The sequence below is a fragment of the Vagococcus fessus genome (assembly GCF_003987565.1).
Classification (GTDB): Bacteria; Bacillota; Bacilli; order Lactobacillales; family Vagococcaceae; genus Vagococcus_D; species Vagococcus_D fessus.
In genome coordinates, this window is record NZ_NGJY01000002.1 from 554268 (window position 1) to 570621 (window position 16354).

16 protein-coding genes are annotated in these 16354 nt (G+C 36.1%); 3 read left to right on the top strand and 13 right to left on the bottom strand.

Translation table 11 applies throughout. The features are described 5' to 3' along the window. Positions 1 to 30: 30 nt before the first annotated feature. Positions 31 to 2193 (top strand): class 1b ribonucleoside-diphosphate reductase subunit alpha, encoded by a 2163-nt coding sequence (gene nrdE / locus CBF31_RS06910; protein ID WP_126831651.1) that lies wholly within the window; start codon positions 31 to 33, stop codon positions 2191 to 2193. A gap of 15 nt (positions 2194 to 2208) precedes the next feature. Beyond that, on the top strand, positions 2209 to 3177 hold the full coding sequence (nrdF, locus tag CBF31_RS06915) for a class 1b ribonucleoside-diphosphate reductase subunit beta (RefSeq protein WP_126831652.1): 969 nt from the start codon (positions 2209 to 2211) through the stop codon (positions 3175 to 3177). Between the two features lie 20 nt (positions 3178 to 3197). Here nrdF and CBF31_RS06920 read toward each other — a convergent pair whose 3' ends face one another. From CBF31_RS06920 to spxA, 3 genes are all read right to left on the bottom strand, one after another. Then, positions 3198 to 3884, bottom strand: coding sequence for a YjjG family noncanonical pyrimidine nucleotidase (locus CBF31_RS06920; RefSeq protein WP_126831653.1), 687 nt, complete (start codon positions 3882 to 3884; stop codon positions 3198 to 3200). Positions 3885 to 3939: 55 nt separating this feature from the next. Further along, positions 3940 to 4647 (bottom strand): adaptor protein MecA, encoded by a 708-nt coding sequence (locus CBF31_RS06925; protein ID WP_126831654.1) that lies wholly within the window; start codon positions 4645 to 4647, stop codon positions 3940 to 3942. A 137-nt stretch (positions 4648 to 4784) separates the two neighbouring features. Further along, positions 4785 to 5183: a transcriptional regulator SpxA gene (spxA, locus tag CBF31_RS06930; protein ID WP_126831655.1), complete on the bottom strand. Its 399-nt coding sequence runs from the start codon at positions 5181 to 5183 to the stop codon at positions 4785 to 4787. 316 nt (positions 5184 to 5499) lie between these two features. Here spxA and trpS point away from each other — a divergent pair, with 316 nt between their 5' ends. Then, positions 5500 to 6516: a tryptophan--tRNA ligase gene (gene trpS / locus CBF31_RS06935; protein ID WP_126831656.1), complete on the top strand. Its 1017-nt coding sequence runs from the start codon at positions 5500 to 5502 to the stop codon at positions 6514 to 6516. 95 nt (positions 6517 to 6611) lie between these two features. Here the strand turns inward: trpS and lrgB are convergent, their stop codons facing one another. From lrgB to dltC, 10 genes are all read right to left on the bottom strand, one after another. Then, the gene (gene lrgB, locus CBF31_RS06940) at positions 6612 to 7295 is read right to left on the bottom strand and encodes an antiholin-like protein LrgB (RefSeq protein ID WP_126831657.1); all 684 of its coding nucleotides are present in this window, start codon (positions 7293 to 7295) and stop codon (positions 6612 to 6614) included. A gap of 1 nt (position 7296) precedes the next feature. Further along, positions 7297 to 7734, bottom strand: a complete 438-nt coding sequence (gene lrgA / locus CBF31_RS06945) for an antiholin-like murein hydrolase modulator LrgA (protein ID WP_126831658.1) — start codon at positions 7732 to 7734, stop codon at positions 7297 to 7299. Between the two features lie 180 nt (positions 7735 to 7914). Next, the gene (locus CBF31_RS06950; protein ID WP_126831659.1) at positions 7915 to 8646 is read right to left on the bottom strand and encodes a LytTR family transcriptional regulator DNA-binding domain-containing protein; all 732 of its coding nucleotides are present in this window, start codon (positions 8644 to 8646) and stop codon (positions 7915 to 7917) included. Then, on the bottom strand, positions 8643 to 10412 hold the full coding sequence (locus CBF31_RS06955; RefSeq protein ID WP_211330827.1) for a sensor histidine kinase: 1770 nt from the start codon (positions 10410 to 10412) through the stop codon (positions 8643 to 8645). Before CBF31_RS06955 ends, CBF31_RS06950 begins: the two co-directional genes overlap by 4 nt. Positions 10413 to 10571: 159 nt before the next feature. Continuing rightward, on the bottom strand, positions 10572 to 11648 hold the full coding sequence (locus CBF31_RS06960; RefSeq protein WP_126831660.1) for a M24 family metallopeptidase: 1077 nt from the start codon (positions 11646 to 11648) through the stop codon (positions 10572 to 10574). 113 nt (positions 11649 to 11761) lie between these two features. Continuing rightward, the gene (gene lplA / locus CBF31_RS06965; protein ID WP_126831661.1) at positions 11762 to 12766 is read right to left on the bottom strand and encodes a lipoate--protein ligase; all 1005 of its coding nucleotides are present in this window, start codon (positions 12764 to 12766) and stop codon (positions 11762 to 11764) included. A gap of 11 nt (positions 12767 to 12777) precedes the next feature. Next, entirely contained in the window at positions 12778 to 13518 is a 741-nt protein-coding gene (locus CBF31_RS06970; RefSeq protein ID WP_126831662.1) for an MBL fold metallo-hydrolase, read from the bottom strand. Between the two features lie 128 nt (positions 13519 to 13646). Continuing rightward, complete coding sequence (locus tag CBF31_RS06975; protein ID WP_126831663.1) at positions 13647 to 14732, bottom strand: M42 family metallopeptidase; 1086 nt, start codon at positions 14730 to 14732, stop codon at positions 13647 to 13649. 112 nt (positions 14733 to 14844) lie between these two features. Then, positions 14845 to 16110 (bottom strand): D-alanyl-lipoteichoic acid biosynthesis protein DltD, encoded by a 1266-nt coding sequence (gene dltD, locus CBF31_RS06980; RefSeq protein WP_126831664.1) that lies wholly within the window; start codon positions 16108 to 16110, stop codon positions 14845 to 14847. Continuing rightward, positions 16110 to 16346, bottom strand: coding sequence for a D-alanine--poly(phosphoribitol) ligase subunit DltC (dltC, locus tag CBF31_RS06985; RefSeq protein WP_126831665.1), 237 nt, complete (start codon positions 16344 to 16346; stop codon positions 16110 to 16112). The genes dltD and dltC overlap by 1 nt, the downstream gene beginning before the upstream one ends. Between the last annotated feature and the right edge of the window lie 8 nt (positions 16347 to 16354).

Consider the following 16354-nt stretch of genomic DNA (forward strand, 5'->3'; position numbering starts at 1 on the left):
AGAAAAAATTTAAGAAAGTAGTGATTCAACGTGAGTTTAAAACAATTAACTGATGTTAGCTATTTTGAGCTAAACAACGAGATTAACCGTCCAGTTGATGGCCAAATTCCTTTGCACAAAGATAAAGAGGCCTTAGATGCTTTCTTTAAAGAGAACGTCGAACCAAATACAATGGCGTTTGATTCAACTGAAGATAAAATCAATTATTTAATAGAGCATGATTTTATTGAATCAGAATTTATTAGTAAGTATTCAATGGCTTTCATTGATGAACTTTATAGCTACTTGGCTGAACAAAATTTTCAGTTCAAGTCATTTATGGCTGCTTATAAATTCTATTCACAATATGCGCTTAAAAATAATGAGGGAACTATGTATTTAGAACGTTATGAAGACCGTGTGGCTTTTAACGCTTTATACTTTGCTGATGGTAATGAACAATTAGCATTAGATATCGCTAATGAAATGATCCATCAACGTTACCAACCTGCGACACCTTCTTTCTTAAATGCCGGCCGTAAACGCCGCGGAGAGCTTGTATCTTGCTTCTTATTACAAGTAACAGATGATATGAATAGTATTGGTCGTTCGATCAACAGTGCCCTACAATTATCACGTATCGGTGGTGGTGTTGGGATTTCACTTAATAACTTACGTGAAGCTGGCGCTCCTATCAAAGGGTTTGAAGGGGCTGCAAGTGGTGTCGTTCCTGTTATGAAATTATTTGAAGATAGCTTCAGCTACAGTAACCAATTAGGACAACGTCAAGGTGCTGGTGTGGTTTACTTAAACGTCTTCCATCCCGATATCGAAATGTTCCTATCTACTAAAAAAGAAAATGCCGATGAAAAAATTCGTGTTAAAACATTATCACTTGGCTTAAATGTTCCTGATAAATTTTATGAATTAGCACGTAATAATGAGGACATGTATTTATTCAGTCCTTACAGTGTTGAAAAAGAATACGGCGTACCGTTCTCTTATATCGACATTACAAAAGAATATGATAATTTAGTAGCTAACCCTAATATCCGTAAGTCTAAAATTAGAGCACGCGATTTAGAAAATGAAATAAGTAAATTACAACAAGAATCAGGTTACCCTTATATCATCAACATTGACACAGCGAATCGTGCTAACCCTGTTGATGGCAAAATTATTATGAGTAACCTATGTTCTGAAATCTTACAAATTCAAGAGCCTTCTGTTATTAATGACACGCAAGACTATGATGTTCTTGGGACTGACATTAGCTGTAACTTAGGGTCTACAAATATTCCAAACTTAATGGCAAGTACTGATTTTGGTAAATCAGTTCGTACAATGACACGTGCTTTAACATACGTGACAGATGCCTCAAGTATTGATGTTGTTCCTTCTATTAAGAATGGAAATGATTTAAACCATACAATTGGTTTAGGCGCAATGGGCTTACACTCATACTTCGCTAAAAATCAAATGGAATACGGCTCTCCCGAGTCAATTGACTTCACTAATATCTACTTCATGTTATTAAACTACTGGACACTTGTAGAAAGTAATGAAATGGCTCGTGAACGTCAAACTACTTTTAATAACTTTGAAAAATCAGATTATGCAAATGGGACTTACTTCGATCAATACATTGAAGCTAACCACCAACCACAATTTGATAAAGTTAAGGCTTTATTTGAAGGAATTTTCATTCCAACAGCTGAAGACTGGGCTAAATTAAAAGAAGAGGTCAAAAAAGATGGTCTGTATCACCAAAACCGTCTTGCTGTAGCACCAAATGGTTCTATCTCTTATATCAACGATACAAGTGCAAGTATTCATCCGATTACGCGCTTAATCGAAGAACGCCAAGAGAAGAAAATTGGTAAAATCTACTACCCTGCACCGTACCTAAGCAACGAAACATTACCTTATTACACATCAGCTTATGATATGGATATGCGTAAAGTCATCGATGTTTATGCAACGGCTCAACGACATATCGACCAAGGAATGAGCTTAACGTTATTCATGCGTTCTGATATTCCAGAAGGTCTATACGAGTGGAAAACAGGGACTACAAAACAAACTACACGTGACTTAAATATTTTACGTCACTATGCGTTCCATAAAGGTGTTAAATCAATTTACTACATCCGTACCTTCACTGATGATGAAGAAGAAATCGGAAGTAACTCATGCGAAAGTTGTGTTATTTAAGAGAGGACGATTAAAATGAGCCAAACATATTATGAAGCGATAAACTGGAACAGCATCGAAGATATGATTGATAAATCAACATGGGAAAAACTAACGGAACAATTTTGGTTAGATACTCGTATTCCTTTATCAAACGATTTAGATGACTGGCGTGCGCTATCTGAAACAGAAAAACAAATGGTCGGCTATGTTTTTGGTGGTCTAACACTTTTAGATACCATCCAATCAGAAAGTGCCATCGATGCAATTAGACCTGACGTTAGAACCCCTCATGAAGAGGCTGTTTTAAACAATATTCAATTCATGGAATCTGTTCATGCTAAAAGTTACTCATCTATCTTCAGTACATTAAATACAAAAGCTGAGATTGATGAAATCTTCGAATGGACAAACACAAATAAATTCTTACAAAAGAAAGCAAAAATCATCAACGAAATCTACAAAGATGGAACACCTTTACAAAAGAAAGTAGCCAGTGTTTATGCTGAAACTTTCTTGTTCTATTCAGGTTTCTTTGCTCCTCTTTATTACTTAGGGAACAACAAGCTTGCTAACGTAGCAGAGATTATTAAGTTAATCATCCGTGATGAATCAGTACATGGAACTTACATTGGTTATAAATTCCAACTAGGATTCAATCAACTGACAGAAGACGAGCAAGCTGAAATGGAAGATTGGATGTATAATTTATTATATGAGTTATATGAAAATGAAGAAGGATATACTGACTTACTTTACGGCGAACTTGGCTGGCAAGAAGAGGTTAAAACATTCTTACGTTACAATGCCAATAAAGCATTGATGAACTTAGGTATGAATCCTCTATTCCCTGATACTGCCAATGATGTTAATCCAATCGTTATGAACGGATTATCAACAGGTACAAGTAACCACGACTTCTTCTCGCAAGTCGGAAATGGTTACCTATTAGGTAGTGTAGAAGCAATGAACGATGACGATTATTTAATCGGAATGGATAACTAAAAAAAGCTAACCCGTTTGGGTTAGCTTTTTTTTATTAATTCAGGTAACTTAGAAAGGTCATCAATTTGATAATCAGGCTGACTCTTTCCTGTCATATCAAGTTGATGAGGATTGTACCAACAGGTTTTAATACCGTATTGATTTCCCCCTACAATATCTGCACTTAATGAATCACCAATAATGATTGTCTCATCTCGCTTTGCATTAGGCATACGCTCAAAAGCATAATCAAAAAATTCAGGCATTGGCTTTTGATACCCTGTATCTTCTGACACAAACACCTCTTTAAAATAAGGCCTTAAACCAGACTTATCTAAACGACGATATTGCGTTACAGATACCCCATTAGTCACAATATAGAGGTCATACTGTGCACTTAGTGCCTTAATCGTTTCGTAAGCCTGTGGTAATAAAATCGCTTCCTCTTTTAAATAGCCACGAAATAGCTCATCCATCTCTTTACCATCTCGAACTAAGCCATATTTTTCAAAAATATAAGTAAACCGTTCTGATAATACACGATCTTTTTCAATCTGACCTTGCTCAAATTGCTGCCACAACTCATGATTACGTGCTTGATACGTCTCAAACACCTCTTGGGTCATCTCTATGCCTTGGTCAATAAACATCTTAGTTAGGGCATTTTTTTGACCTTTTTTAAAGTCTAATAATGTATCATCAATATCAAATAAAATCGTTTTAATCATCCAAAATTCCTTTCCTATATAAGAAAAACTTTAAGGCCTAAGCCTTAAAGTTTTGTTATTTTTTAAAATAATGGTTAATCTGTTCGAGTGCACTTTGTTCCATAATGACTTTGCCATATTCAGCTAATACTTCTGGTGTCACATTACTTAACGTACCATATTCTAGCGCTATCGCTAAATCTTCATTCACCTGATTTTCAGTTAACTCTTCCATCAAGAAACTTAAATGTAAGAAAAAGACATCTGGGTCTCCTGCTAATTGGTAGACATTAGAAAGTACATGATTAAAAGAAGCGACCTTAGCAAGTCCGATTAAATCTTCAAAGCTAGCAAAGCGAACAACTGCTTCGATAAATGGATTAGCCGTATCAAGCTCTACTTCAATATCTGAGTCCGAAGCTTTGTCCAATGCGTCACCTTTAACTAACACATCTCGCTCCCCCATTTGACTCTTTACAAAATCACCAAATGAGTCTTGATTGATCAATTCTGAAAGCTCTGGTAACTCACTATCTTCACCATTTAACAAGTTTTTACTAATGAATAGCTCTAAACCATTACGATTTGGTAGCACTTGGAAAGTGACAGCATCCGTTTCTTGGAACTGCTCATCAATATCAACTTCTTCTAAAATACTGTAAAAGAAACTTTCAATTTGTTTGTGATTCCCTAATAGATCAAGAAAGGATATTCCTCGCGCTTCTAAATCAGCATTTTCAATTAATACACGAATGGTATTTTCATTAATGCGTTCCATTTCCATTTTTGCTACACCTCTTCTCTATTACTCGGTAACCAAGTAAATATTTACTCTATAAAAACATTGTAGCCTAAAACCCTAAAAAGTAAAGGAAAAAGTCTACAAAAAACCCCATCTAATGATGGGGAAAAAATGTCTTTCTATAAGCCAGCCATTAATTGAGCTTGGCGTAACTCTAATGCTCTTACTTCTCTTGGTAAGAAACGACGGATTTCATCTTCATTAAAACCAACTTGAAGACGTTTTTCATCGATCATGATTGGTCGACGTAACAAACCAGGATTTTCTTGAACTAGCGTTAACAGTTCTGGCAATGATAAATCGTCTAAGTCCATATCTAATTTACGGAAAACTTTTGAACGAGTTGAGATGATTTCTTCAGTACCATCTTCTGTCATTCTTAAAATCCCTTTAAGCTCATCGATATTCAACGGCTCAGAAAAGATATTACGTTCCGTATAAGGAATTTCTTGGTCAACTAACCAAGCTCTCGCTTTTCGACATGATGTACAACTTGGAGACGTATATAGTGTTAACATTTGCATCACTCCTTCTAATTCAATCCTTACAGTACTTTTATTAAGTACCTCTTGAATTCATTATAACCTATTACAAATATAATTACCACCCCTAAATGAAAAAAATCTCATTTAAGTTCCCACTATTTATCGTATGTTCATGAGTTTATAGACACTTTTTTTTCAGAAAACTCCCAAAACTCATCGTTCTTTAATCTTTCTCTTTATTCTTTGTTATTTAAACCCTTTTAACTGTGTCTTCCTCCGATTTGTCACTGTCTTTTTCACTTTTTTTCACGTATAATAGATAAAAAAGATGTTAGGAAGATTAAATAATATGGAAACTATTTTTTCAGGTATTCAACCTAGTGGTATTCCCACTATCGGAAATTATATTGGGGCAATGCAACAATTCGTAGCCCTACAAGATGATTACAACTGTTACTACTGTATCGTAGATGAACATGCTATTACTGTACCTCAAGACCGTTTAAAACTACGTCAACAAACGTTAGAATTAGCAGCTCTATACTTAGCTGTGGGACTTGATCCAGAAAAAGCAACTATTTTCATCCAATCAGAAGTAAGTGCACATGCCGAAGCCGCTTGGATTGTACAATGTAATACAACAATCGGTGAATTAGAGCGTATGACTCAGTTCAAAGATAAATCTCAAAATAATGGCCGTACTGGTGTAAGTGCTGCACTTTTAACTTATCCACCATTAATGGTAGCGGATATTATCCTTTACAACGCGAATCTTGTTCCTGTTGGGGAAGATCAAAAACAACACTTAGAATTAACTCGTGATTTCGTTGAACGTTTTAATAACCGTTATGGAACAGCTGACCAACCTATTTTAGTTAAACCCGAAGTAAAAATTCCAAAACATGGCGCTCGTATTATGAGTCTACAAGAACCGACTAAAAAAATGAGTAAATCTGATACAAATGCCAAAGGGTATATCTCAATGTTAGATGAGCCTGCTGCTATTCGTAAAAAAATAAAATCTGCTGTAACAGATTCTAGCGGTAAAATTGAGTATGACGTTGAAAACAAACCAGGTATCTCAAACTTACTTACTATTTTCTCAGCTATGACTGGTGAAAGCATCGCTACTTTAGCAGATCGTTACAAAGATGCTGGTTACGGTGAATTCAAAACTGATTTAGCTGAAGCTGTTGTAGCTGTTTTAGAACCTATTCAAACGCGTCAAAAAGAATTACTTTCTTCTGATGAATTACATGAAATACTAGATACAGGTGCTGAAAAAGCAAATAAAGTTGCTAAGAAAACCTTACAAAAAATGCGTAATGGTGTTGGACTTGGCCGTAAAGGTCGCATGACATTATAATCACTAAAACGAGATCAATTGATCTCGTTTTTTATTTTACAAAAAAACTAGCCCAACTTATAAAACAGTTGAGCTAGTAAACCTGTTACCGACTTTTATAGTCCCACCATTGTTGCAAAGATTGGGACAACTACTACTGTGATGACACCTACCACAACCACTGCAATACTTGCCATTGCGGCTTCGACTTCACCCATTTCCATGCTGACTGATACACCTAACGCATGGCCACTCGTTCCTAGAGCTAATCCGCGAGCAATCGGATTTTTTATGTTAAGTTTTTCCACTAAGAATTTACCTAGTGCGTAAACAATAACTGCATTAAAAATAACAGCAAATGATGTAATCGCGCTTATCCCACCAATAGATTCTGATAAAGGAACCGCAATCGCTGTCGTTGAGGCTTCTGGTAATAATGAAGCCATAATCCCTTGTTCTACTCCAAACACTGAGGCTAGTAAGTAAACCACTAATACTGAGCCAATTGAACCAATGGTAATGGCTGATAAAATTTCAAGCCAATATTTCTTCAAAACATCACGTTGTTTATATAGTGGAATTGCAAAAGCGATTGTTGCAGGTTCTAAAAAGAACCCAATCATCTTCCCACCACTACTGTAATCCTCATATGAAAAGTGACCTATTTTTAAGAAAGCCACACCTAAAACCATCGCTACAAATAAAGGTGTGAATAAGAAGAACCCTTTACTTTTTTTGAATAAAAATGAACCAATTCCAAATGCTGTTAATGATACCATAATTCCGAAATATGGAGTCATGTTAATTCACCTCTTTCACTTCTTTAAAAACTGGTGTGGCACTTTGTACAACCTCTTTCAATTTACCACGTTCACCGTCACGTAATTTAAGCAAGAAACTAGCACTCCATCCTGTCACCGCTAATAAAATAACAGTTGCTATCACGATAATTGATACAATTTGGAAGCCATATTCTTTCATTAAGCCTAATGAATTAATAACTGATATTCCAGATGGTACAAATAGGAAACTGATTAGACTTGTTAAGCTGTTTCCTAATCCTTCTACTTGTTCAAGTTTGACAATTTTCAAGCAGAGGCAGATAAATAATAAAACTAAGCCCATCACTGATGTTGGCATCGGAAACGGTAAGAATTGAACAATAAAATTTGAAACTAACATAATAGCTGCGAAGATAAAAGCTTGTTGTAAGAATGAGTACGTTTTTTGTTTAGACATTTTTCTCGCTCCTTATTAATTAAGTGTTTGTTGTTATTTGATGTCTTTACTATAACGAGAAAAGCCTACTTTGTGGGTATTTTACCGTCTAAATGACCAAATTCATAACCGAGTTACCTTTTTCCAAACCTGAAATGCCCTAACAAATAAAAGGAGCTGCTACCTCCGTAGCAACTCCTTTTATAACCCAATTCTATTCTTCAATTCTTTGACATAAGAACGACTGACAGGTAGTTTCTGCCCATCCATTAACGTCAATTGATACGTGTGATTAAACCACGGTTGCACCTCTTTAATCGCAGCAGAATTCACTAAATAACTACGATGTGTTTTAAAGAATAATGAAGAGTCTAATTTTTTCTCTAACCAACTTAATGTTTCATTTACGTTGTAGTGCTGTTTAGTCGTCACGATACTTAAACCATCTGTATCTACAGTAGCAAATAAAATATCTTTCGGATTAAGGACAACAATTCTATCATTCACTTGTAAGGCAAGTGTATTAGGCGCTGTAGTGATATTTTCCTCTTCCACTTCTGGCTCTGCATTGGCTAGTAACCCTTCTTTAACCTTATCAAGGGCTTGTTTAATGCGTCTTTCTTCAAATGGTTTTAACACATAATCAACCGCATTCACTTCAAAGGCTTTTAAGGCATACTCATCGTAGGCTGTGGCAAAAATAACCTTAGGTGGCTGTTTCATCCCTACAAATTTTTCAGCTAAATCAAACCCACTCTCACCAGTTAAATGAATGTCTAAAAAGACAATATCAGGTTTAGTATCGACTATACTAGCTAACGCCGTCACCACACTATCTGCTTCATTTATCTCATCTACACCGCCGATTTTATTTAAAAGATAAATGAGTTCATCTCTTGCTAACGGCTCATCATCTACAACTAAAATTTTCATTTATCATTCTCCTCCTCTAAAACTAAGGGCATTGTTATCGTAATCGTAGCCCCACCTACTGTATTATTCTTAAATTCAAGCTTTCCTTGTTCCCCATACAAATTAACGAGACGTCTATGGAGATTTTCCAGAGCGGTCCCTGTCCCTTTTTCAGAAACAACTGCTTCTTTCCCAACTTTATCAAGCTTATCAGGGGCAATTCCATACCCGTTATCTGCTACTTGAACTCTTAACAGATTACCCACTTGACCGATACTGACGACTATCCTATTATCCTTCGAGCGTTGACCAAAGGCGTGACGGATCGCATTTTCAACCAATATTTGAATAGCAAAAGGCGGCACTAGACCTGCTTTCAAGCGGTCCTCAACAATCAATTCAACATCGTACTTATCTGGAAAACGTGCCTGCTCTAAAGACAAGTATGCTTCCACATGCTCTAATTCCTTCTCTAATGGAATTTGAACTTGCCTAGCTCCCTGTAAATTCGACCTGAAATAAGTACTTAATTGAAGCAATAACTCTCGCGCTTTATCTACATCTCGTCTCATTAAAGCAGATATCGTGTTAATCGCATTGAAAAAGAAATGAGGATTGACTTGCGCTTGTAGGGATTTAATTTCAGCATCTTTTAGTAAACTAGATTGCTGTTCGGCTTCTCCTAATTCTAATTGAGTAGAAAAAATATCTCCTAAACCACGAGCCAATTGTTCCTCAACATGTGTTAAACGACTGGCATCTGAAAAATACATTTTTAAAGTCCCAACCATTTTATCATGAGATATCAAAGGAATAACAATCGCTCCTCTAAGTGGACAATGGGCATTATTACAACCAATCTCCTCCTGAGACCTTGCGATTTTTAACTCACCTGTCTTTAAAGCTGCTCTTGATAATTCGGTAATCACTTCTAATTCTGGAATATGATGATCACTCCCCGCTCCTACATGGGCTAATATCTGATGAGTGTCCGTCATACTGATGGCATCTACTTTGGTGTAACGCTTTATAATCTCAGCAACTTCTTTACACGATGTTTCATTTAAACCACTTCTAAAATAAGGAAGTGTCTTTGCTGCTAATTCTAAAACATCATGTGTTTGAACGGCTTTAGTTTGCTCCTCGCGCTGTAAAGTAGACGTGATAATCGAGATAAATATAAACGTTCCGACACTATTTAAAAGAAGCATCGGCATCGAAATGAATTTCACTAAATTCCAGCCGACTTCTAAATTAGAACTGGTAAAGAGTCCGACAAAAACAAGCTGAATACTTTCCATTACCATCCCTACCGCTGCAGCCTGAATCGGTGAAGGAAAACTAGCTTTTTTGATAAACCGTGACCCCACTAATCCTGATAATACCCCAACTAATGTTGACGAAATAATGTAAAAGGCGCCACTTCCACTCCCTTGTAAGAAACGGTGAAGCCCCCCAATTAAACCTACTCCTAGCCCCACTAATGGGCCACCAGTTAAACCTGACACACCTATCGCAAGTGTTCGCGTATTCGCAAGTGAGGCATTTTCAGACAACGCCGTTAGAAAACTAGTCGAAATTACTTCATTATCTGTAATCTCAATCCCAGTTAAATTTGAAATAACTGCAAATATCCCAAAAACGGTAATCAGTAAAACCTTCGACCGCATCGCCCTTCTATTAAGTAATATCTTCTTAAAATAATTCACGTTAACGAGTAAGAAGGCTAATAAAATAATCAAGCCCACCCGCTCCATCATCATGATAAATAAATTAATTCGTGCCATTTTATTTCCTCCAATTAATAACCTAACTCCAAAATAACTCCCTATCTATTATACTCTAAATCTAGTGTTTACACGTGTTTCTCGCACTGAGATGCCCTGACGAACAGTTGAGTTGCCTTACAAAATAAAAAAGCTAACTCCTAAGAGCTAGCTTTTGATTTAACCAATTATTTTCATTTCTTTCGGATAGTGATTTAATACTTCACAGCCCTCTTCTGTCGCTACTACTAAATCTTCAATCCTTACGCCAACTTCACCTTGAATATAAATTCCAGGTTCAATTGAGAAAATCATACCTGGTTCCACAACGTTATGGTTTGAACCTGATACATCTCCAGCTTCATGACATTCAATTCCGATAAAGTGACCTGTACGATGCGTAAAGTATTCGCCATAGCCTTTTTCAGTAATGTAATCACGTGCTGCTGCATCGATTTCGCTAAATTTAACACCTGGTTTCACTTTAGCAATCGCGCGTTTATTTGCCTCTAAGACTGTTTCAAAAACTTCACGACTTTTATCTGATACTGATTTGTAGAAAACAGTACGTGTCATATCTGAACAGTACCCATTTTTTACTCCGCCGATATCTAAAATAATGCTATCGCCTTCTTTAACCACTGAGTCGTCTGTTTCATGGTGAGGGTCTGCTCCGTTCGCACCATACGCTACGATAGGTTCAAATGAAAAACCTGAATTGCCTAATTCTTTATAGATACTCGCTAATTTTTCGCTCATCTCTAATTCCGTTAATTTTTCTGGAACTAACTCTTGTAAACGACCAATCGCAGTATCATTATCACGTGACACGTCACGCATTAATTCAATCTCTTCTTCACTCTTAATCGCACGGACGCTGTCTGTAATTTCTGAGCCATTAACGAAATCTGTAGAATTCGTTTTTTCCATTAAACTTAATAGGAAATGAGCTGGCCAGTTTTTATCAACACCAATTGTTTTTGATGCGTCTAATTGTTCTAATAATACAGCAACTGCATCATCTGTATCATCAATCACAACTAATTTCACACCTAAATCTTCTGTAATTGGGAATAATTTATTAATCACTAAAGCATGATTCCCATCTTCTTTAATCACTAAAGCTAACATACGCTCGCCTGCGTGAATCATTTTACCTGTTAAATAAAAAATAGTAGTTGCATCTGAAATCACTAATTGACTTACTTTTTTTTCAGACATTTTATCGAGTACTTTTGTTAAACGTTCTTGGTTCATAATTTGTTCCTCCCTATGATTAACTTCTTTCATTATACCACAACACCTTGTGAACACATGAACTTTTTGCTCACACAAAAAAGCAAAGGCTTGGAGGCCCTTGCTTACACTAATTAATATAAAAGTTGGACTAAATCGTCCACTTGAATACCCCCGAAATATTTTTGAATATCAATTTTTTCAACTGCTTCGCGAATACTTTCTTTATCGTACTTAGTTCCACGAAGTAGATCTTCCACATCTTTAATTTCTCCTAATCCGAAGAAGTCACCGAAAATACGAATATCGTTAATAACACCACCTGCTACGTTCATCTTAGCTTCTACTGAGCCAATTACAAAACGCTCACGACGAACTAAGTCAAACTCTGGCGAACGACCATAATTCCAATCCCAATTACGGTAATACTGATCTGAAATCTCATTAATTCGTTTCCAGTCAGCTTCTGTTAAATCATAAATTTTAACATCATCCATGTTATCCACACCAAAAATTCTAAATAAAATAGCTTGGCGGAAATCCGTGGTACTCATATCTTGATACTCATCTGCTAGAAATGGTTTAATATTTGTCACACGTGAACGGATTGATTTAATCCCTTTAGATTCGATTTTATCTTTACGTACTTTAAGGGCATTAACAACCTCATTAACATCACTATCAAACATGATTGTACCGTGAGCAAACATGCGACCATTTGTTGCATACATCGCATTTCCTGAGAATTTTTTGTCACCAATGACTAAGTCGTTACGACCTTTAAGCTCAGCACCTGTCACACCCATATCATGAAGCGCGTCAATAATCGGTTGTGTCACCTTAGCAAAATCACGGAATGACTCCCCATCATCTGGCATAATAAAACTGAAGTTTAAGTTCCCAAAATCATGATAGACTGCGCCACCGCCACTAAGACGACGAACAACATGAATCCCTTTTTCCTCAACATACTCTTTATTAATTTCTTCAATTGTATTTTGGTTACGCCCAATAATAATTGAAGGCTCATTAATATAGAATAATAAAATAGGCTCATCAACTGGTAGTTCTTTCATTAAATACGTTTCAATCGCTAAATTAATACGTGGATCATTATTTTCATTTTGTACGAATAACATGGTATAGCCTCCTATAAAGTTAATATTAGATTTTCACTTGCTAAAACGACTTCACATGCAGGACCTGCTGCTCGTATCGCTTCTTCTTTTAATTGAGTTAAGTCTTTATCTTGTGGTAAGTGACTTAGGACTAATTTAGAAACAGCGGCTTCTTTTGCTAATTGACCAGCTTCTTTAGAGGTAAAGTGGGCATGATGATTTTCATTTCCTTCAAATAGATACGTATCCGCAATAACAAGGTCGGCATTTGTCATAAAGTCTTTAAATGACTCCAAATAACCAGAGTCTGCCGTATAAACTAAGACTTTTCCTGTTTTTCTTTCTTCAATGCGCATAGCAAAGCAAACAACTGGATGAATCGTTCTTAAAAACCTAATACTGAACGGACCAATTTCAACCGTATCTTCTTCTTTATAACCCATTCCTTCAGAAATACCTGGCATAGATAACGCTTTAAAATGATCATTGTCTTCCATGTGACCATAAATCGGCAAGACTGGTACCTCACGACTTGCATCACGTAACTGACGGTAATACTGAAGCACGCCCAGATCAGCAATATGATCATGATGATAATGAGATATAATCACGCTATCGAGTTCTAATGGATCTATCTGTTTTTGTAAATTATTCAGTGTACTACTCCCTGCATCCACAAGTAAGTGATAGCCTTCTGATTCCAATAGATACGAACTCGTTCCCTCACCATTCCAAGGATACGCTCCCCAATAGCCTAATACTGTTACCTTCATCTGATTCCCTCTTTCCTACATACTATAATTTAAAGTAAACTCACTTCTATTGATATAAATAAGCTCATAAATCAATGATTTATGAGCTTTGTTTGATAAATTACTATTATAAAAAACAATAATGTTTTTTATTTATAATCACATAATGATGAAACTGTTTTTTTGTCCAAGCGTTTCACAACTTCTGTTACAAGCTTAACTGTATTTAAATAGTCATCTTCGTGAATAACTGAAGTATGAGAGTGTAGATAACGAGTTGCTACAGTAATTGCTAATGATGGCACGCCATCATTTGAGACATGTTGACTCCCTGCATCCGTTCCGCCACCGGCAATCACTTCTAATTGATACGGAATACCTAATTCATCGGCTACATCAATCACAAAGTCACGTAATTTTCTATGTGGAATCATTGAAGCGTCGTAAATTAAGATTTGTGGTCCTTTACCCAATTCTGATAAAGACTCTTTAGGCGTCATACCAGGGGTATCTCCTGCTGTTCCTGTATCCAATGCAAAGGCAATATCTGGTTTAGTTAGGTGCGTACTTGTTTTAGATCCACGTAACCCAACTTCTTCCTGTGCATTACTACCGGCAAATAAAATATTCGGATGGCCCTCTTCTACTAAGTTCTCTAAAACTTTAAGTGAGACAGCTGTTCCAATACGATTATCCCATGCTTTAGCCATCATAAACTTAGAATCATTTAGACGACGGAATTCTGTTGAAGGTGTCACCATATTACCTGGTTTAACACCCCACTCTTTCACTTCATCAGCACTTGTCGCACCAATGTCAATAAACATCTCAGCTACATCATACGGCTTATTACGAACTGCTGCTGATAAGACGTGTGGCGGTTTACATCCAATAACACCATGAATGATTTTTCCACTATCTGTTTTGATTTGAACTTGTTGGGCAAGCATAACTTGTCCCCACCAGCCACCTAGTGTTTGGAATTTTAAAAATCCTTTTTCAGTAATTTGCGTTACCATAAAACCTACTTCATCCATATGTCCCATGATTAAAACGCGTGGTCCTTCTTTATCACCTGTATGTTTAGCTACAACCCCACCCAAGCCATCGTATAACATCTTATCGGCTAAAGGTGTTGCATATTTATTAAAAATTTGACGAACTTCTTCCTCATTACCTGGTACACCGCGAGCATCTGTTAATTCTTTTAAGAACAATTCTTCTTTCTTTTCCATTTACGTCACCTCACTAAATTTATTAAGCACATTGAGTATAGCATATTCATTTTTACCTTGTCCTTACTCAACTATCAAAAAAACTAACTACCCAAAAAGGTAGTTAGTTTTTTTATAACGCATTAGGATCTAATTCTTGCCACTCTTTAGTAAAGAAATAAGGATCAATTTTATAAGATTTTTTATCTGCCTTACGATTTTTTAAGAATGGTTCAACTGATTGGTCCATTTCTAACCAACCTCTCCACCCAATGTGAATCGTATCTTCCATAAAATAATCTTCTCCACGTTTATCTGTAAAGTCTGCGATATTAGTAAATCCTTGAGAACGCAATTGATAATTAATTTTCTTACTAAACTCATCTAACATCTCTGTAGATAAACCTGTATAATCAGACCAACGTTCATTGACTGGTGGGATAACAAATAGAACATCCATTTTCAGCCTCTCTACCTCAGATAAAAACAGTTGAAAATCTGAAAACTCAACAGATTTACGGTAATCAAACTCTACCTGAGCTCCCTCTAACGAAGCCTCTACTGGCATTATACGCTTTTTATAAAATGAATCTGTAATTTCATAAGAATTACTCTTCGTTTTACTTTGGCCTGTTTGATACGCTAACTCATCAAGTGCGTTAAAATCGTATGTATCTGGCAATTTTTTCAACTGCTTATCGATTTTATTACGACGACTGATTAAACCCAAGTGACCAAACAATTGATCCTCACGATTCAGAACATTTAGTCTCATACGACACATTTTTTCTTGTGTTGTACTCAGAGGTTCATCAGCAGCAATTTGTTTTAGTAGTGATTTTAACGTCGTATCAGAGCGAACGTTTTTAAATTTTAATAAACGTTTTGCTGTATAAACTTCAGCTTCATCAATCTCTTTAACATTTAATATCCACTGATACGTTTGAAGTGGTGAGAAATAAAGTGAAAACATTTCTTTGCTCACTCCACCTTTAACAAACCATTGTGGTGAAATAACAAATACTGCTTTTTTCCCATGACTCTCATTACTCATGGATTGTAACATTAAGAATTGTGATAGAGACTGCGTTCCCGCTGCCCCCAAAAGGAATGGACGATAATTACGGTCATACTTTTCTGCTAAAACAGATGGATGAAACGCATTAAAGCGACTATATTCTGATGACCCGAAAAAAGGAACATAGTTTTCTTCACGCATCGCTTTATTTTTAATTTGATTGCCTTTAATGACATTAACACCCATTGACGTAGCAGCTTCCGACGTCACTTTTGGCGTCATAGGATTTAGTCTGAAGGGCGAAAGAAAAATCCCTGCCACAATGACGAATGCTAAACATAAAGGTCCTATCGCAGTAAATAATTTCTTTTTAAAACTCATTACTGATTAGCTACAACTTTATCAATAATTTTTTGAGGTGTTGCCCACTCGTCACGTTCAAAATCTGCTACAGGAATTGTAACCCCACATTGACCTTCGATTTCTACTAATAATTGAACCGTTCCTAGAGAATCTAATAACCCTTCTTCAAATAAATCTAATTCTAAGTTATCTTTTACCTCTTCTGTACCTGTTAATTCTTCTAAAATATCTAAAACTGTTGCTTGTAATGACATAATATAAA

Coding starts and splice junctions, on each gene's coding strand:
- lrgB (WP_126831657.1), bottom strand. CDS start 7,295: ATGACTCCATATTTCGGAATTATGGTATCATTAACAGCATTTGGAATT.
- CBF31_RS06950 (WP_126831659.1), bottom strand. CDS start 8,646: ATGAAAATTTTAGTTGTAGATGATGAGCCGTTAGCAAGAGATGAACTC.
- dltC (WP_126831665.1), bottom strand. CDS start 16,346: ATGTCATTACAAGCAACAGTTTTAGATATTTTAGAAGAATTAACAGGT.
- CBF31_RS06970 (WP_126831662.1), bottom strand. CDS start 13,518: ATGAAGGTAACAGTATTAGGCTATTGGGGAGCGTATCCTTGGAATGGT.
- lplA (WP_126831661.1), bottom strand. CDS start 12,766: ATGTTATTCGTACAAAATGAAAATAATGATCCACGTATTAATTTAGCG.
- CBF31_RS06925 (WP_126831654.1), bottom strand. CDS start 4,647: ATGGAAATGGAACGCATTAATGAAAATACCATTCGTGTATTAATTGAA.
- dltD (WP_126831664.1), bottom strand. CDS start 16,110: ATGAGTTTTAAAAAGAAATTATTTACTGCGATAGGACCTTTATGTTTA.
- CBF31_RS06975 (WP_126831663.1), bottom strand. CDS start 14,732: ATGGAAAAGAAAGAAGAATTGTTCTTAAAAGAATTAACAGATGCTCGC.
- lrgA (WP_126831658.1), bottom strand. CDS start 7,734: ATGTCTAAACAAAAAACGTACTCATTCTTACAACAAGCTTTTATCTTC.
- nrdF (WP_126831652.1), top strand. CDS start 2,209: ATGAGCCAAACATATTATGAAGCGATAAACTGGAACAGCATCGAAGAT.
- CBF31_RS06960 (WP_126831660.1), bottom strand. CDS start 11,648: ATGAACCAAGAACGTTTAACAAAAGTACTCGATAAAATGTCTGAAAAA.
- CBF31_RS06920 (WP_126831653.1), bottom strand. CDS start 3,884: ATGATTAAAACGATTTTATTTGATATTGATGATACATTATTAGACTTT.
- CBF31_RS06955 (WP_211330827.1), bottom strand. CDS start 10,412: ATGGCACGAATTAATTTATTTATCATGATGATGGAGCGGGTGGGCTTG.
- trpS (WP_126831656.1), top strand. CDS start 5,500: ATGGAAACTATTTTTTCAGGTATTCAACCTAGTGGTATTCCCACTATC.
- spxA (WP_126831655.1), bottom strand. CDS start 5,183: ATGTTAACACTATATACGTCTCCAAGTTGTACATCATGTCGAAAAGCG.